The sequence below is a fragment of the Parachitinimonas caeni genome, assembly GCF_030129945.1.
GTDB classification, from domain to species: Bacteria; Pseudomonadota; Gammaproteobacteria; order Burkholderiales; family Chitinimonadaceae; genus Parachitinimonas; species Parachitinimonas caeni.
Map to the genome: position 1 here is coordinate 19953 of NZ_JARRAF010000038.1, position 23359 is coordinate 43311.

The following is a 23359-nucleotide window of genomic DNA, read 5'->3' on the forward strand; positions in this document are numbered from 1 at the left end:
AAGCGATGAGTGGCATCCGCTTCTGCGGCCGAGTACCGACCGGCTATTTACGCCAGGGCGGAGTCGGTTTGAATTTATTCTGCAGGAAGGTCACGAAGGTTTTCAGCCGCAAAGGCATCCCCACCCGATGAGGCGCAAGTGCGACGACATCGGCTTCTTGCAATTTCCAGTCTGGCAGTGCCTGTACCAGGCTGCCGCTACGCAGATTGAGTGCGACATCCCATTCAGACCGGACAATCAATCCTTTTCCGGCCAGCGCCCACTGTTTGACTACTTCCCCATCGTTCGCGCTCAAGCTGGGAGTGACCCGAATCCGGCGGACATCATCCCCTTGCGAGAACTGCCATAGCGTAACGTCTTCGTCGTTCTCGCGCAGAACCAGGCACTGGTGATGGGTCAGATCTTCCGGGCGCTCTAGCGGCGGGTTTTCCTGGAAATACTGAGGTGCCGCACAGAGCACGCGTGAATTTGGAGCAATCGGATAAACGATCCAGTTCGATTCCTGCAGTTCCCCAATGTGGATGACCAGATCAAAGCGATCTGAAGCATGCGCCGAGAAGCGATCCGCCAGGGTCAGCGAAATGTCCAGGTCTGGGTGCATGGAATGGAATTCAGCAACGATCGGCGCCAGATATCGCCTGCCGAAGCCCAAAGGGCCGAAAATACGTAGCGCACCAACCAGCTGGCCGCTGCGCTCGCGCAGATCACTGATCAACTCTTCAAAGTCTTTCAGCAGGACAGACCCCCGCTGAAACAGCACTTCTCCTTCCTCCGTCAGTTGGATCCGGCGGGTGCTGCGGTCGAGCAGGCGCACGCCGAGATTGGTTTCCAGTTGACGCAGTCGCTGTGAGAGTGCGGAGGTCGTGAGATCCAGCTGACGGGCCGCTGCAGACAGACTGCCGCTTTCGACAATGCTCACAAAGAACCGCAATGACTGCAGATCGTTGTAATCCTTCATCTGCACAGGTTTTCTCCTTGCTGTGGCAGGCCGTTCGAAACCGGCAAAGTCTGACCAAAAGTCAGAGATTGGGTGCGTAAATGCGAGCAAAACTGTCGCCGTAAAAGGGTTTTCATAAGGCTCTCTGGCAAGGCACTTTTGGCGCCGGGTTTAACTCTTGGGCTTGTTGGCCGCTTGGTAGGTAAATTGCCACTCTGCAATGGTCGTGGCGTCGCCAAATTCTTTATAACGTGCGGGAAAACCCTGTTGCTTCCAAGGTTTGCGGGCAGAGGTACTGCGTACCCCCATAATTCCGCCACCCGGTGCAACGATGGGTTCCCAGGGCTGTCCGGTCTCCGGATCGGGATAGAGCTTGCGCAAATGGCGCACCGGATTGGGAAAGCGTGGGTCCTGGACCAGATCTTCCAGCCTTTGCGGATACTGACCGTTACTGCCCGGCATTTCAATATAGTGAGTGATTGCCCGTCGATAGGTATCGCCGACGGCCAGCACTTCCTCTTCGCGCTGGCGCTCGGCTTGTGTGCTGCTGACATCCACAGCTTTGCCCATCAGCAGGCTCATCACCAGCAATATTCCGAGTAGCCACAGGTAGGCAAAGCCTTTCGGCTGCTTACCAGTCACCATAGGGCGTGCCCTCGCTGCTGTTGCCGCTGGCGCCACTTTTCACATCAGCGACATTGCCTTTGGTGCCTGCGGGCGGCGGGATGACGCGCCAACTGTCGCGCCGCTCGGTAATCGGATCGACCGGAACTTCGCGCAGATAGCGCAGGGTGACCAGTTCATCCAGGCTTTCAGGATAACGGCCACGATCACCGTGAAACTGATCAATCAGCCGTCGCATGGTGCTGAGGTCATCCCGCAGCACGGTTTCCTTGGCGCGATCGACGTGCCCCAGATAGCGTGGCGCGACCAGGCTCAGTAAGGTGGCAATGATTGCCATGGCTACCAGCAGCTCGATCAAGGTAAAGCCAGATTGACGGCGCACAGGGTTCACCATTCGCGATAAGGGCGGCCATTCAGGCCGGTTTGTGGGTTCAGTGAAAAGACATCGAAGACATCATCGCCAGCAGCGGGGGCGTCTGGTGGTGAGGCGTAACTGCGCAAGGCCCAGGTTTGTTCGGCGGGCGTGTTGGCGTCGGGAAAGAATGGGTCTCGCGGGATGCGCCGTAAAAAATAAATCCGCTTCTGGTCGGGCGACGTCTTGTCGATAGCGCCCTCGACCAGCTGCCGCAATGACTTGGGATAGCCCGTGGCATCGGCCGCCTTCTCGATTTTTCCTTCATCGCTCGCCTGCTTGAAGGCGTCAATTCCCGCACGTATCTCCCGCAGGGCGAGGCGTAGTTCCTGCTCCTTGCTACGCTGGGCCTGCAACTGGGTAAGCGGGAGCGCGGCACCTGCCAGTATCGCCAGCAACGTTAGCGACACCAGCAGTTCGATCAAGGTAAAGCCGCGCTGTGCAGCCGCTGGCGGGGTGTCCATCAGCGAGTTCCGGCAGCTGGAACGGTTGGGGGGGGCTGCATCGGAGGCTGAGTCTGCGGCAGCTGCTGTGGTGGAGGGGGCGGCGGAGGTGGTGGCGCTTGGGTGCCGCCACTATTATCAACGGGCGCAGCGCCACCGCCATCCGTGCTGGCCGGAATCGAGATCTGGCTGCGATTAGGCAGGCGCAAGGCTTCGCTGCCAATAGCTTCGTCGGTACCGCTGTGGAATTCGGTGACATTGGCGTCGGGTATAGCCAGATTGCGTACCACATGAGGGGTGATCAGCAAGACCAGTTCAGACTTATTGAGCTGCCGCTTCTCTGACGAGAACAGTCGGCCTAGCATTGGCAGTTTGCCAAGGCCTGGCAGACGCGATGCGGATTCGATTTCCTCCTGCTTCAGCAAGCCCGCCATCACCTGCGTCTCGCCATCTTTCAGTCGCAGAATGGTGCTGGTGGTACGGGTACCGATCTGATAGGTGAGCAAGCCGGACTTGCTTGGTACTTCCTTGACGATATTGCTGACTTCCAGACTCAGGCGAATACCGACTTCATCCGACTGGTAAATCTGTGGTTCTACATCCAGCTTCAGGCCGACATCCAGATAGTTGACCGATTCTGCGACGGAGCCAGAAGTCGGATTGGTGGTGGTGGTGATGACGGGAACGCGGTCGCCAATATGAATCTTGGCTTTCTCGCGGTTCTTTACCCGGATGCGAGGGTTGGCCAGGGTATTGGTGGCGCCGTCGGTATGCTTGAGGTTGAGGACTACGGCAGGGTCACTGATGCTGACTTTGAGTCCATCGCGCGACAGATTGCGCAACTCACCCCAGGTAATGCTGCCGCCATCCAGCCCCTTGGGGACCGAGAGTGAAACCTGATCGGGGAATTGCACACCCAGTTGAGACAGGCGTTCACTGCCGATTTCCATGACTTCCACATCCAGCATGACTTCCGGCTCCGCCAGATCATTGGCGGCAATCAGCTTCTCGGCCATGGCAATGGCGTCGGGAGTATCACGCACGACAACCAGATTCAGTTTGTCATCGGCGTAGATATCGCGTGTCTTGACGATGGTCTTGATCAGGCTGACAGCGGCTTTGGCCTCCATATTGTTGAGATAGAAGGTCTTGACGTTGAGCGCCTCAAGGTCTTTCTGCCGATTGGGTGTGGCTGAGTAGATCAGCACGGTTTTGTCATTCAAAACCCGCTTGGCAAGCTTGTTGGTGGCAAGCAGGACATTCAGTGCATCGCCAAGAGGCGTGTCGCGCGCCATGATTGTGGTCTGCCCATCAAGCCTGACTTCGCGGTCGAATACGAAGTTGACCCCGGTACTCTGGCTCAGCACATCAAACACGGCCATCAGCGGCGCATTGCGAAACTCCAGGGTGACCAGCGAATTCATCGGTGAAGCGGCCGTAACCGGGCTGAGGTCGGCCTTGTTCTTGGCTGTGTCGAGGTCCGACAACATTTTGCGGGCGCGCGGATGGCGCGGCGATTCGCTCAGCACTTGCTTGAGCAGCACCCTGGCGCGCTCCGGGTTGTTGGTCTGAATGGCCTGTGCGGCATCTTCGAGCTTGGTACGGTGTGCAAACTCACGCTCCAGCTTGATCAGTCCATCCTTGGCTCTGGGATTGTCGGGATGTAGACGCAGGGCTTTTTCGTAGCTGGTCTGGGCTTCGTCAAAGCGTTGGTTGGTGCGCTGGGTTTCGGCGTCACGCAAGAAGCGATCCACAACCACTTCGCGCTGCCGTAACCAGTAGCTACGGTATTCATTGTTGTTCGGCTCGCTGCGGGCCAGGCCTTCCAGGGCCAGCACGGCTTCTTCGGCCCGACCTTCAGCCAGCATCTGTCGTGACTGCTCGAAGGTGCGCTGACCATTGCTGGCACAGCCGGCACCTAGCGTGAGGACCAGTCCCCATAGGATCGTGTGACGGGGCAGTTTCATTACGGAGCTCCAAGAGACAACACCTGCTTCTCGCCTGAAGCCAGGTTGGTAAAGGTGAGGATGCCGGCACTCAAACTATCCAGACGCCATCCTCCGGGCAGGTTATCGCCAACATGGCCGACGACGGGGCTGCCATTGAAATCCAGATAGATATCGAGCTTTTCTCCCCGCAATAGTTTGCCCATGTATTTGTAGGGCAGGCTGGCAGGCGGGGGAGGAGGGGGTGGAACCGGGCTGGGCAGATTGGCCGTTGAAGGCACCGGTGCCGGGGTAATCGTCGGCGGCGCAGGCTTGCTGTTCGAGTGGAACGGATCCCCCGCCGCGTCGGCCACCTCTTCGCGTCGCATGGCGGTTTGCCAGTCTTCGTGATTGATGGTGGTGGTAGTCCCGGCCGGTGCCACGGAAGGCGATGATGGCTGGGCGGCACCTGTAGCGGGGGCGGGGCTGGTGGCAGGCACCTGCCCGCGATCACCTTCAGCGACCAGTATATCGGCATCCGGTGGTGCCATTCGCGACGACCAGATGGCTAAACCGGCAACGACTGCCAGAGCTGCCAGCCACCAACGATTAAAGCCCTTCATGGCGCAGCTCCCGTTGCTGGGGTGCTGCCGCGATAGTAGAAACTGAGGCGTAACCGGGCGACAACAATGTCTTTCGACTCTTCCCGCTCGAAGCGAACTTCATCGAGTACGGCGTTGCTGGCACTGCCCATGACCTTATTAAGGAAGCCTCGCAAAGAGGGGTAGTCACCGGCAACGGGCAAGCTGACCTGATAGCGTTGCAAAGCCAAGCCTTGCACGGGTTGCAATTGATACTGGGCTTCCTTGATGGTCAGGTTGGCGGCACCTGCTGCCTGGTCAACGGCCGAGAGTTGATCGGGCAACGTGTCCAGGCTCGGAAATAATGCGTAGAAGTCTTCCAGACGGCGAGGCTTGACCGCCAGTTTGGGGTTGGCACCACGACGAGCCTGTTCCAGTTGCTGACTGAGCTTGTTGGCTTTGTGCTCGGAAGGCAGCACCCGGGCGACCCAAACAATGACAGCACCCAAAAGCAGATAGACACCAAGGCGGCCCATGGTGCCAAGCTGCAACCACCCATACTTCACCCATGCCATCATGGTGTGGGCTCCGTGGCGATCTGTCCTTCACTCCAGCGTGCCTGTGCCAGGAATTTGATGCCTTTGGCGTTTTCTTCGGTGTTTTGCTGGATCAGATGCACATCGCGTAATCCACCTTCCTGCCTTAGCCGACGCAGGTAGTCATACAACGCTGTGTTGTTCTCGGCTTCGCCGCCCAGTTGCACACCGGGGTTGCTACCGGTCTGCGGCAGAATCTGACTCAGGCGGACGCCTTTGACTTCAATTTTCTCAAGGCGGACAAACAGTGCGCCCCAAGGGCGCCGGAATTGACGGGCCAGCTTGTCCGCCGCAGCAAGCGCTTCAGGCGCATCGCTGCTTGGGCTGGTCTCGGCTGGCGCTTGCAACTTCCACATCTGGCCGGTAATGCGCTCCTGCTGGGCATCCAGCTCGGCCAGACGCATGGTCGCCATGACCACCAGACCTAAGCCGGCCAGCAGCAAAGGGGCGCCGATCCAGCTGACTCCGCCGGGACGACGGATGAAATCGAGTTCGATTTTTGCCATATCAGCACCCCAGGCACAGTGCCCATTCGCGGTCGCTTCGAGGGTCGAAGCCGCGTTGCGGCGGAAGTCGTAGCCAGGTAGCCGACAATCGCCCCAGTTCTGGACGTTCAAAGACCGGGGCGGCGATGAATACTGGTGTAGTCAGTGCATCCAGCGCGGCGCTGGCCTGGGTGATCAGGCCAGGAAGGCGTCGCTCCCAAGGCTCGGGCAACATCCGGTTATAGAGATTTACCCATTCGCCGTTTCGCACTTGAATCAAGGCGAGCCGCCGTGGCTCGACCACTGCCAGGAGTGCTTCGCCAGCCAGTTTGTCGGCAACGCGATTGAAGACGGAGGCTAAAAGAGGACGGACGCTGACCAGCTTCAGCTTGCGTTGATCGGCGAGGGCCTGCAGGGCGGCCAGCCAGCGTGTATCAATCGCGCTGGCGACACGGCTATGACCGGGCCGCAGAGGCGATAACGTGATTTGCCAGTTCGCGCTGGTGTCTCCGTATTGTTCAGAAAACAGGCTGGAGGCAAAGTCCAGGCTGACGGCCTCGCTGCTTAGCGCGGGTTGCCACGACAATACGGCGAAGCGCACCCAGGCGCTGGACAGGACGACTTCCAGTTGTCGTGCTTTGCAGTCGGCAAGCCAGGTGGCTAACTCTGCAAAATCAGGCACGCCATCGTGGACTTTCAGGGCAAAACGGGCCTCTGCAACGCGGCGGCGACCCCAGCCTTTCAGGTAAACGGCGCTGACGCTTTCGGCGCCGACCGCGATCACCACACGGTCAGCGAACGAAAGTAACACGGTTGATCTCCTGTAAGGTGGTTTCGCCACGCGCGACGGCTGCCAGCGCGATTTCACGTAGGGGGCGCGCACCAAAACGGCGGGCGGCTTGCTTGATTTCGCTCATGGGGGCGCGTGCCAGAATCAGCTCTCTGAGGGTGTCGTTGAGTTGTAAGACTTCTGCAATGGCAATCCGGCCCTTGTAGCCGGTATTGCGGCATTCAGTGCAACCTTTGCCCATGCGGAACTTGAAGCGGGGCAACCAGGAAGGCTGAATGCGTGAGGCCAGCAGCAACTGGGAGTCGGGGCGGTAGGGCTCGGCACATTTTGGGCACACGCGGCGTACCAGGCGTTGTCCCAAGACGCCATTCAGCGCGGAGACCAGGCTGTATGGATCGACTTCCATATGCAGGAACCGGCTGATGACGTCGAAGACGCTATTGGCGTGGACAGTGGAGAGAACCAGGTGGCCCGTCAGTGCGGCCTGTACGGCGATTTGAGCCGTCTCGGGGTCTCGAATTTCACCGACCATGATTTTGTCGGGGTCGTGACGTAATACGGAGCGCAATCCTCGCGCAAAAGTCAGGCCCTTCTTTTCATTGACCGGAATCTGCAGGATGCCCTGCAGCTGATATTCGACGGGGTCTTCGATGGTGATGATCTTTTCATCGCCATGATTCACTTCTGCCAAAGCGGCATACAGCGTTGTGGTTTTGCCTGAGCCGGTTGGGCCGGTTACCAGCAGCATGCCGTAGGGCTCGTTGGCCAGTTCCCGTATCAGCTTGCGGGTCGCCAGATCGAGGCCAAGGCTTTCAAGGGTCAAGCCGTCCATCTGGCTGGCGACGGCTTGTTTGTCCAGCACCCGCAACACGGCATCTTCACCGTGGATCGATGGCATGATGGACACCCGAAAATCAACCTCGCGTTCCAAAATGAACGCTTTGAAGCGGCCGTCCTGTGGTACGCGCCGCTCGGCAATATCGAGTTCGCTGATGACCTTCAGGCGGGAGATGGCTTGTTCTGCCAGTTCGACACCTGCAACCCTGCTAATGGTGAGTAAAACGCCATCAACCCGATATTTGACGCATAAACCTTCTGGATCTGACTCGATATGGATATCGCTGGCGCCTGACTTCAGAGCGTCGTACAGCGTGGAGTTGACCAGTTTGACCGCCTGCCCGGACTCCTCGGCAATGCTGGCCAGGGTAATGACTTCGACGACTTCGCCACGCTTTTTGCCTTCACCTTGCGGGAGCAGACCATCAATGGCGCGGCGTCCCTCTTCCAGTGCCGACAAGCGTTCACGTAGCGCTTCATCATCGCAAAGCGCCAGCTGATAGGAGCCATCGAGTTTATGTTCGAGCCAATGCAGCAGGCCGGGTTGCAGTGGGTCGGCGACAATCGCAACCGTGCGGTCTTTGTGGCGTACAGGCAGGCAGAGCCGAGCAACGGCTTCGGTAAATGGCAGCTTGCTAAAGTCGGGACTGAGGTCGGCCAGCTTTTGCTGCGGCACCAGTGGAATGCGTAACGTGCTGGAGAGTGCCGCCAGCACGGCTTCCTTGCTGGATTGTGACTGCTCGACCAGCGCAGACAGCAAGGGCATGCCCGCTGTCTCGGCCACTTCGCGCGCACGCGCGATCTGGTCCGGGGTGAGCTTGCTGCGGAGCGTATCAGAAGTGATGCGGGCGTTCATTTGAGTCCCCCCGCCAATTCGAAAATCGGCAGATACATCAAGACGACAATAAGCCCAATAAAGCCGCCCATCAGTAACATCAGTATAGGCTCGACCAGCTTGGTTGCGGCATCCACAAAGCGGCCGAGTTCTTCATCGTAAAACGCGGCGATGCGTTCCATCATTTCCCCAAGACGCCCGCTCTTTTCGCCTACACGTAATAGCCTTAACGCGACGGGCGTTGTCAGGCCTGCCCGTTCCAGGGTTTCGGCTACAGGTTGCCCTTGTCGCAACGCGCCTACGGCGCCAATGAGAGGGGTGCGTAAGGCCGGGTGCAGTAATTCCGCTACCCGCTCGAATGCCGTGACCAAGGGGATGCCTGCCTGTAGCAGCATGCCCGAAGCGCGGTAAAAACGCGCCAGCTGAAATAATTTGAGGCGTTCACCGAGGCCGGGACTGCGCCAGGCCCAGTTGGCAATGACTGCACGGGAAGCGGGCTGCTTGAGTAACATGATGAGCCCGCCGACACCGGCAATCAGCATGGCAATCGCCAGACTCCGGTGCTTTTCAATTGCACCGCCAAAGCCTAACAGCATGCGCGACAGGAACGGCAATTCGCCGTGCATGCCGTCGTAGATGCGAGAGAACTTTGGTACCAGATACCCGAGCAGAAACATGCAGACCCCGCCACCGGCAACCAGCAGCATGGCTGGATACATGGCGGCGCTGATCAGGCGTTTTTGCAGGGCTTCGATCTGCTGCTGATAGGCAATGTAGCGACCGAGCGCCTTGTCGAGATCGCCGGTGGTCTCGCTGGCTCGCACGCTGGCGACTAGCAGTTCAGGGAAGATATCCGGCTTGGCGGCCAAGGCTTGCGATAGAGACTGCCCCTGATAGAGCGCATCACGTACGCTGTCGAGAACGCTTTTGACATGAGACCGGGTTTCTTTCTCGGCCAGCGTTTCAATGGATTCGGTCAGCGACAGGCCGGCCTCGATCAGCGCTGCGAGCTCCTGCGCAAATAGCAGCAGGTCGAATTTGGCGCCGCCGCGTTTGCTGGCCACTTTGGGAGCCAAGGAAACCTGGCGGATTCCCAAGACTCGCAGGCCGCGCGAAGACGCCAGCGCGCGCGCGTCGTCAATTGACGCGGCTTCCAATTTCAATCGGACAATTTTCTTGTCCGCATCCATTGCGCTGATCTGGAACTGCGTGGCCATGTTGCAGGGTTTGGATCGGGTTTAGTTGGTCAGGTCGGCATCTTCGCCTGCGCCACCTGCCTGGCCATCTCGGCCATAGGACAGGATGTCGAATTCACGCCCATTGCTGCCGGGTGTCTTGTAGACGTAAGGCTTCCCCCACGGGTCTACCGGCGCGGCTTTTTTCAGGTAAGGGCCGTGCCACTTCGGCTCGTTGCTGGGTTGCTGGGTCAGCGCAATCAGGCCCTGCTCATTACGCGGGAAATGGCCGGTATCAAGCCGGTATTGTTCAATGGCTTTTGCCAGGGCATCAATCTGCGCCTGAGCGGTAGTGACTTCAGACTTTCCAAGATTCTTGAACAGATTGGGGCCGACAATCCCGACTAGCAGTCCGATGATGACGAGTGCAATCAGAAGTTCGAGTAGCGTAAATCCGGATGAGCGGCGTGCGTGTTTCATGGCAGATGGTCTGTTTATGTTGGTCTGGGTGGAAGGTCTGATTATGTCACTGGTATATGAAATTTGCCTAATTCAGTTTGATCGCTTGTAACCCGGCGTAATCTTGCCGCGACAGATCGCTCATGTATTGAGTTATAGCTTCGGCAAGGCGATATCCAGCTTGATCTCAATCGGCTTGCTGATTCTTTTCTCTTCGCGACAAAAGCCGGCGACATCGTCGGTTTTGCACTCGGCACCGGGCTGGCTTGGTTTGCCATCAGTCTGCAGGCGATAGCGTTTGCCGGTCACGATGGCTTTGACTCGACCTGCGCTTGCTGGAAGAAATTTGATGCGTGCTTCGGCTTGGGTGCCGGGTTCTGCATGCAGGGCAATGATGCCGTCCTTGCCGTGCAGGTAAAGGTCCCCGAAGCGGAACTCTTTATTCAGAGTCGCGGCATCAAACCGGTCTTTCAGTGCACCGGAAAAGGAGAGGTACAGCTCGGTATCGTCGGTTTTCAGGTAAAGCGCACGATAGTCCGGTTTTTCGGCACAGGATTGGCCGGGGGGGCATTGCCAGACCGTTTCTGCGTCGCTCTTCAATAGGCGGCTCAGACCGCCTGCTTGCCCAATCTGCACACTGAGCAGGGGGAGCATGATACCTAAAGTACAGAGCAGACGTTTTGAGGTGCGCATGATGACATTCCTTTGTCGAATCAGGGTTTGACAGCAAAAGCGGGGCCGCCAAGGCGGCCCCAAAACGGGCATTGAAGTTAAGTTAAGTACTAGTGCGAGAAGCTTCCCGCCCCGGTACGGTTACTGCTGGCTCAGCAACCAGTTAGCTGCCGAGGCCGCTTGCTGTACTGCTGTGCCGTCATTTTCGCTGGTGATACCTACCGCCAGGCCACTGTGTCGTGCAACCAGCTGGTAGTTACTGCCGCTCGGGCGGGGGCAGAATTGCTGGCTTTGACCGCTGCCAGCGGTGGCGAGGACCAGCTCGCTACCGGCACCCTTGGCGCCACCCGCTACATCCAGAGCCAGTTTGGAGCCGGCGCTGGCAATTGTGTAAAAGCCGTCTGCATTCCGTTGCAACTGCCAGCGTTGCGCACCACCGTCCTGCCAAAGGATGGTTGGTGAGCCTTGTACGTCACCAGCGGGTACCAGTGCCTTGCGCATGCCGGCGGTGCTGATCTTGTAGCTGCGCTGGGTATCCAGGGTGGTATCGCATTTCGCGGTATTGCCACCACCATTGCCACCCCCGTTCCCGCCGCCGGTGTCGCCAACCAAGCTCCAGAAGTAGGTCATGCCACCGTAGCTGCCTGGCTTATCCTTGGTGCAGCTGTTGGGTACGCACATATAACCGTAGACAAAGTAGTTCTTACGGACTTCACCTTTGTAAGTCAGGGTCATTTCATAGACCTTGCCTTCGAAGCTGACGCGGCTACCGGTGGTGTAGAGGGTTTTCTGGTCAAAAGGCTTTTCAGCCCCAGAACCTCCACCGTTGCCACCGCCATTGCCTCCGCCCGTGCCGCCACCGCTGTCCTTGAGGACTTCAACCTTGAGTACAGCTGAGACAGTTTTGCCTGCAGCGGTTGTTGCGTTGATGGTGATGTTGGCAATGCCACTGGCTTTGGCCACGGGAACGACGCGAATACTGCGCTGATTGCCTTGTGTGGTGGTGAAACTGACATTGCTGGAGGCAATGACCGCTTCATTGTCAGACTTGGCGGTCAGCTTGATGCCTTTGAGATCAGCTTCTGCGCCTGCCAGATCCAGCGTCAGTGTGCCAGGCTTGTCCTGGTCGATCTTCAGCTCTTTGGTACTCAGGGCAATTTTCAGTTCGACCGTGCCAATGTCGCCAGGGTAGAACTTCTGCAGCGACGCAACGTCGCCAGGGCTGAGATCGACACGCTGTCCAAGACGCTTGGGATCAACATTCGGATCTTTCGGCTCGATGGTGGGTTTGCCGTTCTTCGAGAAGGCCCAGGTCGGGTAGTGCATGACCGAGTCCAGATCGTAGTTGCCGACCGGGTCAACTTGATCCGGGCGCAACTTGGTGAATTGGCCCTTGAGCGAGTCGGAGATATTGTCTTCGTGAACGGTGATGTAATTGTCACGATCCGGGCGCATATGCTCGTGCATCCAGCCCAGGGTGTGAATCATTTCATGCGCGGCGATCCCTGGCTTCTCACAGCCGTCGCCAATCGAAACGGGCTGCTCGCCGCCTTTCATGCCGGCGTAAGCCCAGCAACCACCGCTTGAGGTGAACTTAACGTAGTTCGGCTCGTTGGTGCGTTTGACGAAACGGATGGCGGTCTTGTCGGTGATCAGCTTCATCCCGGCCTGGATCGCGTCGAGTTTCTTCTGGGTCAGCGCAGGATCGAAAATGTAGTAGACCGTATTATTGGGCCAGCGGGTGGCGGTTTTGTAGTGGTTGTCCATCGGTACCAGCTTGCTCTGGCTGGTGACCGGGGCTGTCCAGTCGGCGACAAAAGGCAACTGTACGGCGCCGCGCTGCTTGATCTCTTCATGCTTGCCAAGGGCGATGTCACCCAGCAACGCCATACCATCGGCGATCACGTAGGTGATCTTGCCGCTGACCTGACCATTGGCATCCAGGGTATTGACGGTATGGGTTTCTACCCGGCGAGGCAGCTTCAGCTCGGGGTTGTTGCTTTCGTCTGCGGCGAGGGCGGACGTGCTCAGGAATGCCGCACTCACTGCAGCGGCAAGGATCGCGTAGTTTCTTTTCATGATGGCAGTTTCCACAAATTCGGTTTCAAGGGGTTAGCGCGCTACGGCGATCAGCGACAGTCCGCTGACTGCGGCCGGAGCTTGAACCAGTACGTAGTAGCGCCCCGCCTTTGGCGACTTGATCAGCGCGTATTCGGCGTTGGCTTGGCCGGCTGAACTGGCGTCGGCGTTGCTGGTTGTCGGCTCGGCGCCAAACTTGACGTAGACGTTGGCATCACCTGCACCAGCGCCGGTGCGAACGGCGAGGAAGCTGGTGTTGGCCGGGACGTCAATCGTGTAAACCGCTTTGCCATTGGCTGCGATGTCCAGACCTGTTACCGCGATACCGCTCTTGAGTTCCTTGGTCGAAGGTTGTGGAGGGGTGGTGCCATCACAGCTGACACCGACTTTGCTGAATGCGGCGACAACGTCTTCCGACTTGTAGCCTTTATCCTTGGCGGCTTGAACGACGCCACATGCGCCTTCATTGAAGGTGCTGTTGGGTTTCCAGTACAACTTGTTGGCAATAACCATGATTTCGAACGCCTTGCGGGCACTCCAGCCGGATGTGGTGGCGAGCAGGGCAAATGCCTTGTTGTACACACCACTGGAGTAATGCACGTTGAGACGATCGGTGAATTTGCTGGCATGGCCTATCGACTTGCCGTCTTTCTCCGGGTCCATCATGTAGCGCAGCGCTTTGTCAGCACCGCCTTTGACGATTTCACCGCCGATCAGGAAGGTCGGCTTGCCGAACATGTATTCTTCAGCAGCTTGAGCGGCCATGTCCGAGAAGGCTTCGTTCATGCCGCCGGACATGCCTTTGTAGATCAGGCCGGAGTTCTGCTGGGTGTAGCCATGGCTGACTTCGTGTGCCATGACGCCGAGGGAGACGAGCGGATACATGCTGGATCCACCATCGCCGAACGTCATGCTGCGGCCGTTCCAGAAGGCATTCTGATAGTTGTTGCCGTAGTGGACCCGTACGGTGAGCTTCTGCTCGATGGGGCGGGTGTTGTACCACTCCTTGTACATATTGAAGATCACACCGCCATAGTAGTGACCGTCGTTCTCGGGGGAGAACGCGCCATTGATGGCACGGGCCGTGTTCTCGGGGGTGCCGGATGCCGGGCAATTGGCCATCTTGAAGGGCTTGCTTACCTCGGCAGTGCCATTGCCCATGTCTATGGTGGTGACGTTCTCGTTATCGAAAACGCAGTCTTGCGTCACGTTGAGCGGCTTGAAGTCCTTGCCGTAGTAATACTTGCCGAGCTTCTCATTGCCGCCAGGACCATGTGCGTCACGATGCATCAGGCCATCCCAGCTGCTGATGATGTTGCCGCTGTTGGCATCAAAGATGAAGCTGGGGCTGCTCGGGTTGTTGCCATGCAGATGCATGGAGGCAAGGTAGACCAGTTGCGCCCGGCCGCTTTCGTCAAGGCGGACAACCAGCTCGATGTCTTCATGCTCGGCATTGGCGACGGCATGGCCTTGTTGGCCGGCATTGATGCGCATCAGGCGACGGATGTCATCACGGCTCAGGCGTGGCTTGGTGCTGGGGATGTCTGCAGCAATTCCCTCAACCAAGGTGCCGTGAGTGAACGAGGGGGCGTCAGCCAGCGCGCCGGTGGTCTTGCGGGCAACCGGAGCGGTTTCGTTCCAGACCCTGACGCCTTGATAAAACTGCTGATATTTGACCTTGACGCTGCCATCGGCGGTGACGACCGAGGCGGTGGTCGGACGCAGGTCGGCGCTGCTCATGACGGCATCGCGCTGCAGGCCTGCTTGTCCCAGATCGATTCGTGTCGCGGCCATGCTATCCACCGCACCAGCTACTGCAAGGGTCAGGGCCGCAAGGCGCAGGACCCGGTTCTTTTGCTCGACGTTCATGCTGCTCCCTTTTTCAAGAATGTCATTGTCGTTGACGACAGGGCGTAATAGACCATTTTGCATATGACAAAACAATAATCGCGCGCTTAAGGGTTTGTTAAGTAAACCTTGGGTTGTCAGCGAACAAGCTCTTGAATGTGCGGTGTTTCGAGCAGCTTCAAGCATGGCCGGATCATCAACTATCAGACGAACGGAACAAGAGTGACGCTCGGTCATAGTGATTGACGACAAGGGAATGCAGGGTATCACGGCTCTTGATGCAAATTGCATTAAGCGGGCATAAAGAATTTTGAATGATTTGCCATGGCAATACGCGAGGATGACGAGCCAGCAGAACCTTAGAATGGGTTGGGCTGAGCGGTTTTTGCAGGTGTCTGAAAACAGAAGCCAGCGTATAAGCCTAGGTTGGATGGTGCGGGTAGGATCCGGATTGCTGTGGTGTGATCGCAGTAGGCGCCAAGCCTGCGCAGATACCGTATCATCCAGCCCCCGCAGTGTGTTGCGTTAACCTTTCCTTGCAAGGCTTTTCATGTCTGATAACCCCGCTCTCGCCCCTAAACCCTGCCGTAAATGTGGTGCTTCTGGTGAAGTCATCAAGGCTGGCTCTCGTCGCTTCTGGGTGCAATGCGCTCGGTTTGGCAAGAACGGCAACTGCAATGCCATTGGTTCGCAAGCGGACAACCGCAAGGAAGCTATCCAGAACTGGAATAACATCAACTGAATGATGATCGCCCTGCGTGGTGACTCATGCTGTCAATCGACCGTTTCGTCGCGTGGCCGCCTGTGCTGTGGTATGACAACTAGACTGTGGTTTTCATTTCTCAGAAGGGCTGATCATGAAAGCACAGAGTTATATGGGGTGGGCCCTGTCCGGGCTGTTGCTGGTGAGTGGTGCGCAAGCGGCTGCGTTGAAAGTCGAGGTCGCCGAGCTGAAGAATAGTCAGGGAAAGTTGCTGATAGCGGTCTATGGTTCGCAGCAGTATTTGAGTAAACCTCTGGCGCAACGCCGTCTGGATGCCAGCGCCGGGAGAATGCAGGTCAGCCTGACTGACGTGCCGGTCGGCGAGCTTGCTGTGGTGGTGATTCATGATGAGAACGACAACCGCAAGCTTGATCGCAATGACGTCGGGATGCCAACCGAGGCGTATGGCTTTTCGAATGATGCACGAGGCTGGATGGGGCCTCCCAAGTTTGATCAGGCCAAGGTGCGGGTCGGGGAAACCGGGGCCAGCATCCACATCAAATTGCACTAAGCCTGGTAGGCTGCCGGACGTTTGAGAGGTGGGCGGATGTTGCGGCTGATGCGGTTCGATTGAACCACCATCCTGCGGCTCAAGCACCGGGGCATGACCCGCCCCGCTTCCTCATATCCACCTGAGCGCCCCAAAAGCAAAATTTCAACCGAGCCTAGCGTGGTCCATTGCTCATCTGTGCTGTGCGGATGGGGCTGGAGTCGGGTGTGCGGCCATTACGGCTTAGGCTGTTGGCGACGTTGACGGCAGTCTGGATCGGGACTGGGGCCGCTTGATCGACAGTATTGATCAGTCGGTGGACGAGGCGTTCCCCCCAGGTGGATTTCAGGCTGAGCACACTGCGATTCCAATAGCTGAGCAGTAATTGCTGACTGCCCTGGCCGAAGTCGCCTGCAGTAGCGTCCAGCATCCAGCGTAGCGCCAGCTCCTGCTCGTCCAGGATTACACCACTGCGGTTATTGCGGAACGAGGCGACATCCCAGTTCAGCAAGCGACCTTCCCGATCGACGGTAACTGTCAGCAATGGCGCCCAACCGGCTTTGCCGGAGGAGTCGATGCCCGGCCCGACCGCGCAGTTACCGAGCGAATAGGCGATCAGGCGTTCTCGGTAGACTTCGAGGGCGCGTGGTACATGCGGCCCTGAACCCAGAACCAGATCGGCCCCCGCATCAATGGCGGCGCGGGCAAAAGCCACGGGGTCGCCCCGGTTTTCGCCCTGATACCACTCGGCCCCGCCGGGAATCCGCGCACAACGCTCGCCTTCACAACCCATGTGAACGGCGATGACCAGTACTTCATTCTCTCGTTTGGCCAGTTGGATCTGTTGTAAGGCTTCGGGGCGCCGGAAGTCCGGAGCGAAAGAATTGGCGCTGAATGCCAGCATTCTGACCTTGCGTTGGTGTTTCAACTGCCAGCTGATGCTGGGGACGTCGAAATAGCCGACCGTGTCGATTCCCTGCAGGGCAAGGGCGGTGCGCGTTGATTGCTGGCCGGTCTCTCCCATATCCGCTGCGTGGTTGTTGGCGACGCCCGCAATGTTCACGCCGGCGTCTGACAGGGTGCGGGCAGTCAGCGGGCTTTGGCTGAAGCGATAGCAACGGCCGGCACGGCAGTTCTTGGGCAAGGAGCCGCCAATTGGCCCTTCCAGATTGACGTAAGCCACATCGGCTGCCAGAAACAGCGGCCGCATGGCGGACATGAACCGCGCCAGCGACTTGTCTGGCAGCCGGCTGCCCCCGTTCTGATTCTGCATCATCACGTCGCCACATGCGGCGATGCGAATGGTGTCGGGATCGTTGCGGCGAGCGGCTGCCGGCAGGCTGGTCAGGCCCGCCAGCAGCAAGCCTGCAAGGAGGGTCTGAGAGAGTTTCGATGCCATGACGCGGACTCAAGGAATGACGAACAGGCTCAGAGCCTAGCAAATTTCGTTGAGGTCAATTGGTACCGCCGTGGTCTGTTGGTCTGGTTACAACACTTCATCGCCCGCCATCAAAACGGCATTAAAATACCTGCCCGTTTGCAAGCAGGCACCCATCATGGCCGAGAAGTACGACATCCGCCCCGGACAATCCCTTGAATTACTGAAAGAGCTGCACATTCTTACGCGTGACGGCAAGCTCAATCAGGATAGCCGGCGCAAGTTGAAGCAGGTGTATCACCTGTTTCAGTTCATCGAACCCTTGCTGAAGTCCTGCCGGGCAGAGTGTGAGGACTTCAGTCTGGTGGATCATGGTGCTGGCAAGTCCTATCTCGGCTTCATATTGTTCGATCTGTTTTTCAAGGAACATGCCCCAGCGGCGCATATCTACGGTATTGAAACCCGTGACGAGCTGGTCAGCCGCTCGACCGAGCTGGCGGCGCGTCTGGGATTTGCCGGCATGGCGTTTCTGAATCTGTCGGTGGCAGATTCCATCGACAACCCGGCCTTGCCTTCGCGGGTTGATATCGTGACGGCCCTGCATGCCTGCAACACGGCGACCGATGATGCGATCCGCTTTGCATTGGCCAAGCAGGCCAAACATATTGTGCTGGTGCCTTGTTGCCAGGCTGAAGTGGCTGCAGCCCTGCGCAAGCACAAGGGGGGGCAGTTGGCCAATCCACTCACTGAAATCTGGCGCCACCCGATTCACACCCGCGAGTTCGGCAGCCATCTGACCAATGTGCTGCGCTGCCTGCAGCTGGAGTCGCACGGCTATAGCGTGAACGTAACCGAGCTGGTCGGCTGGGAGCATTCGATGAAAAACGAATTGATCATTGCCAGCTACGAAAACCGGCCGCGCCGTAAACCGGCAGAGCGCCTCCAGGCGGTGTTGGCCGAGGTTGGCCTGCAGGAATTGTCGCCCCGTTTTTTCAGTGGCTACCAAGTGGGCTGAGGGATGCCCAACTGCCCAATCGCGAGGAATCTGATGCCCGTTCTCTATCCGCTCGGTGATGTCTTTCATTACCACGCCCACATTTATTACGACGATAGCAGTCGCGAACTGGCCTTACAGATGCGAACGCTGATCGCCGAACGTTTCCCGGTGGATATGGGCCGACTGTTTGAACAGCCTGTTGGTCCGCATAGCCTGGCCCAGTATGAAGTTGGTTTTCTACCCGAGTTATTTGGCACGCTGGTGCCGTGGCTGATGCTGAACCGGCAGGGCCTGAGCGTGATGGTCCATCCCAATACGGATCGGGAAAGGGATGATCACTCGGCGGGTGTGCTATGGCTGGGCCAGCCATGTGAGCTCTACCTCGATGCTTTGGCGATTTCACTGCAGGCGCGGGGAGAGGCCGAACCTCGGCCGGTGCGAATCAACACGGCGCCAGTCCTCATGCCCTGAGCCGCTGCCGTTTATCACCTCAAGTCCCGCTGGCAACCATAAACGCTATAACTGGAGCATCAGACCGGTTGGTAGGGGCCTGCCTGTTTGAGGAGGGTGAACGATGTGGCGATGGTGGTTGAAATGGGTGTTAGGGCTGCTGCTTGCGTTGATGACCAGTGCTCAGGCCGCAGATGTCAGGGTGCTGCGCATTGCAACGGGTGAACTGCCGCCGTATGCCACCGAGTCCCGAGCGGATCAGGGCATCGCGCTCAATGTGGTGAGACGGGCGTTCGAGCTGGCAGGTTACAAGGTCGAGTTCAGCTTTATGCCCTGGTCGCGGGCATTGGTTGAAACGCGCGCCGGGCGCTGGGATGGCACGGCTTACTGGGGGCGCACCGAAGAGCGCGAGCGGGATTTCTGGCATAGCGACAATGTACTGACCGAGCAATGGGTCTTTATCCATCGCAAAAGCATTGATCTGGACTGGAAGACCCTGGATGACCTCAAACCCTTCCTGCTCGCGGTGATCCGCGATTACACCTACACCCCTGAGTTGCGTGCCAAAGTCAGCTCTGGCGAGCTACGTGCCGACCCGACCCCGGACGACCTGGCAGCCCTGCGCAAGCTGATTGCCGGCCGGGTGGATGTGGCACCGATGGAGCGCAACGTTGCCTGTGACCTTCTGGGGCGTCACTTCAGCGAGGGGGAGGTAGCGCGCTTGCATGCCCATCCAAAGCTGATGACCGAGAACTTTACAACTCATCTGCTGTTGCCTCGCGGCCAAATATCGAGCGTGGTGTTGCTGAAGTCTTTCAATGACGGCCTGAAAAAGCTGTACGAGTCAGGCGAGCATGCCCGCATTCTCAAACAAGTGAAGTGTCCGAATAGTTGGTCTAACGTCGGCAGCTGATACCGCAGAATACTTGCCGCTGGACGAGCGATTGCGCATAGTGACTAGCCGCCCTTGTGTAGGCGGCTTGCAGTCGCATTTCTTCATTCGATTCCGCCAGGAGACAACGATGTTTGGAAAACTCGCGGCCGATGCCCTTGGTCTGAGCGATATTGGTTCGATCATCACCCCAGATAACTACGACAAGGTCGATTCGGACGATTACGTGATGCATGAGGATCAGGAAAAAATCTTCTTCCTGATCAAATCCAAAACCGACGAATACTGCTTTACCAACAAAGCCCTGATCCATCTGGATGGCACCAGCGCCGTCAGCAAGAAGCGCATGTTGCACCGCTACAGCTACAGCTCGCACCCGATTTCACACGTCTTGCTGGAAACGGCCGGCACCATCGATATGGACGTTGAAATCAAGTTTCATATGGGGGATGAAAAGTTCTCGATTGATGTCCATAAAAAGCACATCGAAGAACTCAAAGACCTCTACAAAACCCTGCTGCGTATATCTGAAATGATGCGTGAAAACGAAATCATGCTGAATTACGCCAAAGCCAGCGTCGATATTGCTTCGACGACGCTGGGGCGAGGGCAGGTGGGTGGGGTGCCGGTAGTTGATGCGTTCAAAGAGCTGAATCAGGCTGCCTTCTCATGGCTGACTGCGGCGCACCAGAAATACATCGTGAAAGACTTTGGTTTCGTATTTGAGCGCTATATCAAGCACTGAGCCTGCTGTCATGAAGGGCTGCAAGCAGCCCTTCCCGCCTTGCGTGTTTCCACAGTCTGATACCGAACCAACTTCAATAGGTTTTCTGTTCTGCCCATTGCAGGCAAAAAGCGCCTGATCATTATCCCGCCTCAAAGTCATAGAGATTCCTATCATGCAGATACGCCTTGCCACGGCAGCAGACTGTGCTGCCATTGTTGCCATCTACAATCAGGGCATCGCCTCCCGAACCGCTACGTTTGAAACCCGGCCTCGCACCATGAGTGATATTGCCAGCTGGATGGAAGAGCTGGACCGTTACCCGGTAATGGTAGCGACCCTTGGAAGCGGTGAAGTGGCTGCCTGGGCTGGGCTAGGTAGCTATAGTCCGCGCGAGTGCTATGCCGGTATCGCCGATTTCTCCATTTATGTCAGCAACGCGCATCAGGGCCAAGGTCTGGGCAAGCCGCTACTCAATGCCTTGATTGATGCCGCCCAGCAAGCCGGTTTCTGGAAAGTGACGTCGCGTGTTTTTGCTGACAACGAGGGGAGTCGCCGCCTGTGCCGTGCCTGCGGCTTTAGAGAAGTCGGCTTACACCTGAGTCACGCCCGGATTGATGGGCATTGGCAAGATGTAGTAGTGGTGGAGAAATTAATTGATGCCAATCTGGTATTGATTTAATTCAAAAATATAACTTGCCTGGTATTTGTTGTTTGTTATTTAAATATTGATGGGTGGGTGTTTATTATTGAATTGATTGATTGCAAAATGCGCATGCGGAAGAATTTGTAGTGAAGTATTCTTTGCTTGGCCGAATCGTTATTGCGATGGCTGGTCACGCTGCATGGCATGGTGCTATGTATTATTTCGTAGTCCATTTTGAATACAAACAACGGGGCAAATAAAATGACATGCTTTAATGATGGGTTTGATTGCTGCGGTAGGCCCATCGCTTGCGCTGGCTAAGACATGCCTTCTCTGAATGTCCAGAAGGTTGATGCGCCGCAGATGGCCAATGCCAACGATTGCTATGCCTATGCCGATAAGACGGTGGTTAAGATTGGAGAGTCGGTCATTTTGCGTGCTGGTTGTGCACTTGGTCCATTGCCCGGCAATTTACGCGCTTTGGGGAAGGCAATGGCATGGCCGGTCAGGCGCTCAGCCCTTACTCGTCCAGTAGTTATTATGAATTGGGTGGTTTGACGGCAATTTATACCCGGTGGGTACGGGTGGTTGATGATCAAGGTAATACTTATTGCATAAGTAGTCCGGCAAGCGTTAATTTCAAATGATTCATGGTGATATTGCGCTGGTGTGAAAATAGCCAGTCTGCAAAGGCTGGCTATCTCATTTGATATCAAGCTAATGGATTGTTTTGAATGTACTGCAAAGCAATAAACCTCATGAACCTGCCATGAAAGCTTTACGGGCAAAGACTGCAGAATCCGGGAAATCGCTGAATTCGCCGTCCACGCCGAGCTGGAAGAATTGCAGATATTCCTTGCCGGGGTCACCAGCATAATTCGACGCCAGACGGCGCGGCTCATTGCGGAAAGTCCAGGTGTGGATCTGCAGGCCGCGTTGCTTGATGTCCTTCACCAGCTTTTCGTTGATCAGGGTAGTGTAGTCGGCGTCATTCACCTTACCATCGCCATTCACATCCACCGCTTTGCCATCGGTGCCATAGGTGGCTTTTACGCTGACGATGTAACGCTTCCAGGGGCCGATGGCGTCAGCGTAAGTCTTCACGTCATCAAGCCCGGCTGGGGTCAGCAGATCGGCGTAAGTACCGGCCCGGCCGGCGCGGGTCCAGTCGTAAGGGCGGTCGGAAGGCGCGGCGTAAGTAATGGCGCCGGTTTTCAGGTCAATATCGCCACCATCAATCAGTTGTACCAGCTTGACCTTGGTTTTACTGCGCAGGGCTTTCAGATTGGATTGCTCGAACGACTGGATGAATACCGGCGCGTCGGCACGGTTCCAGCCGGCCTTGTCGAGCGAGGCGAGCAATTTGTCTTCCAGCGGCAAATTCAGGTCACGGTGCCAGGTGGGGTGCTTGGTTTCCGGGTAGACCCCGATCGTCCGCTTCAATGCTTTCGACTTGGCCTGAGCCAGCGCGATGACCTCGTCGAAGGTTGGAATCAGATATTTGCCGTTATGGCTCTGGTCGCGCTCGGCAAATGCCTGCTTGGCGCGCAGGGTCTTGATTTCGGCCAGGGTGAAGTCGCTGGCAAAAAATCCGGTTTCCTCGACGCCATCAACCTTGATGGTCTTCTTGCGATCGGCAAACTCCGGATGCTCCGCGACATCGGTAGTGGCGATCATATTGGGTTCGTGGCGGGCGATCAGCACACCATCTTTGGTCGAAACCAGATCGGGCTCGATGTAGTCAACGCCCATCTCAATCGCCAGCGTATAGCCTTCGATGGTGTGTTCGGGCAGATAGCCCGGCGCACCCCGATGGCCGATGATCAGGGGCCGGGCCGGCTTGCTGGCGCCAGCCTTTGATGCTTGCTTGCTCAGGCCGTACACGGCAGGCGTGGCAGCAACTGCCAACGCCAGAACCGACAACTGCCCCAGACGACGGGCCGATAAGCACTTCTTCATCGCTCTCTCCTCAATGATTCACCGCAACAAAGGCGGCACCATGCCGCAGTGGCATGACAGAGGCGTGTCGTTTTTATTACGGATGTTGATTTGCCCAAGTGTTTGACGCTGGCTTGTGGCCTCTAGGCTCTGTTGACGTTTTGTTTTCGGATCGCGTTTCGTCGAATTTGGGCCTGATGCAAGGCGAAAAGCGCGCCGCTTAGTGATAAGCCACGCGATTTTTAACGCGGCAGCAGGCCCAAATCCGGCGAAACCCTCCGGGCCGGGTCGATTTTTGGGGCATGGCGTCGTTAGGGTTCGCTTATTTAGCTCGCTAAACCACGCTCACCCTGCCTAGCCCTGCCCCAAAACTCGGCCCGGCG

Annotated in this window: 25 protein-coding genes; 8 read left to right on the forward strand and 17 right to left on the reverse strand. The window is 57.3% G+C overall.

The window, feature by feature from the left end:
- Positions 1 to 43: 43 nt before the first annotated feature.
- From PZA18_RS20565 to PZA18_RS20635, 15 genes are all read right to left on the reverse strand, one after another.
- Positions 44 to 958, reverse strand: a complete 915-nt coding sequence (locus PZA18_RS20565) for a LysR family transcriptional regulator (protein ID WP_284102782.1) — start codon at positions 956 to 958, stop codon at positions 44 to 46.
- Positions 959 to 1108: 150 nt separating this feature from the next.
- Entirely contained in the window at positions 1109 to 1582 is a 474-nt protein-coding gene (locus PZA18_RS20570) for a type II secretion system protein (RefSeq protein WP_284102758.1), read from the reverse strand.
- Complete coding sequence (locus PZA18_RS20575) at positions 1569 to 1943, reverse strand: type II secretion system protein (RefSeq protein WP_308447437.1); 375 nt, start codon at positions 1941 to 1943, stop codon at positions 1569 to 1571. The genes PZA18_RS20570 and PZA18_RS20575 overlap by 14 nt, the downstream gene beginning before the upstream one ends.
- Positions 1944 to 1948: 5 nt before the next feature.
- The gene (locus PZA18_RS20580; RefSeq protein WP_284102760.1) at positions 1949 to 2437 is read right to left on the reverse strand and encodes a type II secretion system protein; all 489 of its coding nucleotides are present in this window, start codon (positions 2435 to 2437) and stop codon (positions 1949 to 1951) included.
- A complete protein-coding gene (locus PZA18_RS20585; protein ID WP_284102761.1) occupies positions 2437 to 4383 on the reverse strand; it encodes a secretin N-terminal domain-containing protein in 1947 nt (648 codons plus the stop codon). Before PZA18_RS20585 ends, PZA18_RS20580 begins: the two co-directional genes overlap by 1 nt.
- A complete protein-coding gene (locus PZA18_RS20590) occupies positions 4383 to 4964 on the reverse strand; it encodes a hypothetical protein (protein ID WP_284102762.1) in 582 nt (193 codons plus the stop codon). Before PZA18_RS20590 ends, PZA18_RS20585 begins: the two co-directional genes overlap by 1 nt.
- Entirely contained in the window at positions 4961 to 5500 is a 540-nt protein-coding gene (locus PZA18_RS20595) for a hypothetical protein (protein ID WP_284102763.1), read from the reverse strand. Before PZA18_RS20595 ends, PZA18_RS20590 begins: the two co-directional genes overlap by 4 nt.
- Positions 5497 to 6024, reverse strand: coding sequence for a PilN domain-containing protein (locus PZA18_RS20600; protein ID WP_284102764.1), 528 nt, complete (start codon positions 6022 to 6024; stop codon positions 5497 to 5499). The genes PZA18_RS20595 and PZA18_RS20600 overlap by 4 nt, the downstream gene beginning before the upstream one ends.
- Position 6025: 1 nt before the next feature.
- Positions 6026 to 6814, reverse strand: coding sequence for a hypothetical protein (locus tag PZA18_RS20605; protein ID WP_284102765.1), 789 nt, complete (start codon positions 6812 to 6814; stop codon positions 6026 to 6028).
- Entirely contained in the window at positions 6795 to 8486 is a 1692-nt protein-coding gene (locus tag PZA18_RS20610; protein WP_284102766.1) for a GspE/PulE family protein, read from the reverse strand. The genes PZA18_RS20605 and PZA18_RS20610 overlap by 20 nt, the downstream gene beginning before the upstream one ends.
- Positions 8483 to 9682, reverse strand: coding sequence for a type II secretion system F family protein (locus tag PZA18_RS20615; RefSeq protein ID WP_284102767.1), 1200 nt, complete (start codon positions 9680 to 9682; stop codon positions 8483 to 8485). Before PZA18_RS20615 ends, PZA18_RS20610 begins: the two co-directional genes overlap by 4 nt.
- A 21-nt stretch (positions 9683 to 9703) precedes the next feature.
- Positions 9704 to 10120, reverse strand: a complete 417-nt coding sequence (gspG, locus tag PZA18_RS20620; protein ID WP_284102768.1) for a type II secretion system major pseudopilin GspG — start codon at positions 10118 to 10120, stop codon at positions 9704 to 9706.
- A gap of 132 nt (positions 10121 to 10252) precedes the next feature.
- Complete coding sequence (locus PZA18_RS20625; RefSeq protein ID WP_284102769.1) at positions 10253 to 10792, reverse strand: hypothetical protein; 540 nt, start codon at positions 10790 to 10792, stop codon at positions 10253 to 10255.
- A gap of 120 nt (positions 10793 to 10912) precedes the next feature.
- Positions 10913 to 12850, reverse strand: a complete 1938-nt coding sequence (locus PZA18_RS20630; RefSeq protein WP_284102770.1) for a M12 family metallopeptidase — start codon at positions 12848 to 12850, stop codon at positions 10913 to 10915.
- Positions 12851 to 12883: 33 nt separating this feature from the next.
- Positions 12884 to 14719: a M4 family metallopeptidase gene (locus tag PZA18_RS20635; protein ID WP_284102771.1), complete on the reverse strand. Its 1836-nt coding sequence runs from the start codon at positions 14717 to 14719 to the stop codon at positions 12884 to 12886.
- Positions 14720 to 15248: 529 nt separating this feature from the next.
- Here PZA18_RS20635 and PZA18_RS20640 point away from each other — a divergent pair.
- Positions 15249 to 15440, forward strand: a complete 192-nt coding sequence (locus PZA18_RS20640) for a Lar family restriction alleviation protein (protein WP_284102772.1) — start codon at positions 15249 to 15251, stop codon at positions 15438 to 15440.
- Positions 15441 to 15555: 115 nt separating this feature from the next.
- On the forward strand, positions 15556 to 15972 hold the full coding sequence (locus PZA18_RS20645) for a DUF2141 domain-containing protein (protein WP_284102773.1): 417 nt from the start codon (positions 15556 to 15558) through the stop codon (positions 15970 to 15972).
- A gap of 154 nt (positions 15973 to 16126) precedes the next feature.
- Here PZA18_RS20645 and PZA18_RS20650 read toward each other — a convergent pair whose 3' ends face one another.
- On the reverse strand, positions 16127 to 17350 hold the full coding sequence (locus PZA18_RS20650; RefSeq protein ID WP_284102774.1) for a CapA family protein: 1224 nt from the start codon (positions 17348 to 17350) through the stop codon (positions 16127 to 16129).
- 157 nt (positions 17351 to 17507) lie between these two features.
- Here PZA18_RS20650 and PZA18_RS20655 point away from each other — a divergent pair, with 157 nt between their 5' ends.
- The 6 genes from PZA18_RS20655 (at position 17508) to PZA18_RS20680 (ending at position 21596) form a co-directional block, all read left to right on the forward strand.
- Positions 17508 to 18344, forward strand: coding sequence for a class I SAM-dependent methyltransferase (locus tag PZA18_RS20655; protein ID WP_284102775.1), 837 nt, complete (start codon positions 17508 to 17510; stop codon positions 18342 to 18344).
- A gap of 33 nt (positions 18345 to 18377) precedes the next feature.
- Positions 18378 to 18797 carry a DOPA 4,5-dioxygenase family protein gene (locus PZA18_RS20660; protein WP_284102776.1) on the forward strand — a complete coding sequence of 140 codons (420 nt, stop codon included), beginning with the start codon at positions 18378 to 18380 and terminating at the stop codon, positions 18795 to 18797.
- Between the two features lie 103 nt (positions 18798 to 18900).
- Positions 18901 to 19689, forward strand: a complete 789-nt coding sequence (locus PZA18_RS20665) for a substrate-binding periplasmic protein (protein WP_284102777.1) — start codon at positions 18901 to 18903, stop codon at positions 19687 to 19689.
- A gap of 109 nt (positions 19690 to 19798) precedes the next feature.
- Positions 19799 to 20413: a PH domain-containing protein gene (locus PZA18_RS20670; protein ID WP_284102778.1), complete on the forward strand. Its 615-nt coding sequence runs from the start codon at positions 19799 to 19801 to the stop codon at positions 20411 to 20413.
- Between the two features lie 154 nt (positions 20414 to 20567).
- Positions 20568 to 21074 (forward strand): arsinothricin resistance N-acetyltransferase ArsN1 family A, encoded by a 507-nt coding sequence (locus PZA18_RS20675; RefSeq protein ID WP_284102779.1) that lies wholly within the window; start codon positions 20568 to 20570, stop codon positions 21072 to 21074.
- 288 nt (positions 21075 to 21362) lie between these two features.
- The gene (locus tag PZA18_RS20680; RefSeq protein ID WP_284102780.1) at positions 21363 to 21596 is read left to right on the forward strand and encodes a hypothetical protein; all 234 of its coding nucleotides are present in this window, start codon (positions 21363 to 21365) and stop codon (positions 21594 to 21596) included.
- Positions 21597 to 21794: 198 nt separating this feature from the next.
- Here the strand turns inward: PZA18_RS20680 and PZA18_RS20685 are convergent, their stop codons facing one another.
- Positions 21795 to 22997 carry a glycerophosphodiester phosphodiesterase gene (locus tag PZA18_RS20685; protein ID WP_284102781.1) on the reverse strand — a complete coding sequence of 401 codons (1203 nt, stop codon included), beginning with the start codon at positions 22995 to 22997 and terminating at the stop codon, positions 21795 to 21797.
- Positions 22998 to 23359 lie beyond the last annotated feature (362 nt).

Coding starts and splice junctions, on each gene's coding strand:
- PZA18_RS20660 (WP_284102776.1), top strand. CDS start 18,378: ATGCCCGTTCTCTATCCGCTCGGTGATGTCTTTCATTACCACGCCCAC.
- PZA18_RS20685 (WP_284102781.1), bottom strand. CDS start 22,997: ATGAAGAAGTGCTTATCGGCCCGTCGTCTGGGGCAGTTGTCGGTTCTG.
- PZA18_RS20675 (WP_284102779.1), top strand. CDS start 20,568: ATGCAGATACGCCTTGCCACGGCAGCAGACTGTGCTGCCATTGTTGCC.
- PZA18_RS20640 (WP_284102772.1), top strand. CDS start 15,249: ATGTCTGATAACCCCGCTCTCGCCCCTAAACCCTGCCGTAAATGTGGT.
- PZA18_RS20580 (WP_284102760.1), bottom strand. CDS start 2,437: ATGGACACCCCGCCAGCGGCTGCACAGCGCGGCTTTACCTTGATCGAA.
- PZA18_RS20595 (WP_284102763.1), bottom strand. CDS start 5,500: ATGATGGCATGGGTGAAGTATGGGTGGTTGCAGCTTGGCACCATGGGC.
- PZA18_RS20645 (WP_284102773.1), top strand. CDS start 15,556: ATGAAAGCACAGAGTTATATGGGGTGGGCCCTGTCCGGGCTGTTGCTG.
- PZA18_RS20600 (WP_284102764.1), bottom strand. CDS start 6,024: ATGGCAAAAATCGAACTCGATTTCATCCGTCGTCCCGGCGGAGTCAGC.
- PZA18_RS20565 (WP_284102782.1), bottom strand. CDS start 958: ATGAAGGATTACAACGATCTGCAGTCATTGCGGTTCTTTGTGAGCATT.
- PZA18_RS20570 (WP_284102758.1), bottom strand. CDS start 1,582: ATGGTGACTGGTAAGCAGCCGAAAGGCTTTGCCTACCTGTGGCTACTC.
- gspG (WP_284102768.1), bottom strand. CDS start 10,120: ATGAAACACGCACGCCGCTCATCCGGATTTACGCTACTCGAACTTCTG.
- PZA18_RS20665 (WP_284102777.1), top strand. CDS start 18,901: ATGTGGCGATGGTGGTTGAAATGGGTGTTAGGGCTGCTGCTTGCGTTG.
- PZA18_RS20635 (WP_284102771.1), bottom strand. CDS start 14,719: ATGAACGTCGAGCAAAAGAACCGGGTCCTGCGCCTTGCGGCCCTGACC.
- PZA18_RS20630 (WP_284102770.1), bottom strand. CDS start 12,850: ATGAAAAGAAACTACGCGATCCTTGCCGCTGCAGTGAGTGCGGCATTC.
- PZA18_RS20590 (WP_284102762.1), bottom strand. CDS start 4,964: ATGAAGGGCTTTAATCGTTGGTGGCTGGCAGCTCTGGCAGTCGTTGCC.
- PZA18_RS20650 (WP_284102774.1), bottom strand. CDS start 17,350: ATGGCATCGAAACTCTCTCAGACCCTCCTTGCAGGCTTGCTGCTGGCG.
- PZA18_RS20670 (WP_284102778.1), top strand. CDS start 19,799: ATGTTTGGAAAACTCGCGGCCGATGCCCTTGGTCTGAGCGATATTGGT.
- PZA18_RS20585 (WP_284102761.1), bottom strand. CDS start 4,383: ATGAAACTGCCCCGTCACACGATCCTATGGGGACTGGTCCTCACGCTA.
- PZA18_RS20615 (WP_284102767.1), bottom strand. CDS start 9,682: ATGGCCACGCAGTTCCAGATCAGCGCAATGGATGCGGACAAGAAAATT.
- PZA18_RS20625 (WP_284102769.1), bottom strand. CDS start 10,792: ATGCGCACCTCAAAACGTCTGCTCTGTACTTTAGGTATCATGCTCCCC.
- PZA18_RS20655 (WP_284102775.1), top strand. CDS start 17,508: ATGGCCGAGAAGTACGACATCCGCCCCGGACAATCCCTTGAATTACTG.
- PZA18_RS20610 (WP_284102766.1), bottom strand. CDS start 8,486: ATGAACGCCCGCATCACTTCTGATACGCTCCGCAGCAAGCTCACCCCG.
- PZA18_RS20680 (WP_284102780.1), top strand. CDS start 21,363: ATGCCTTCTCTGAATGTCCAGAAGGTTGATGCGCCGCAGATGGCCAAT.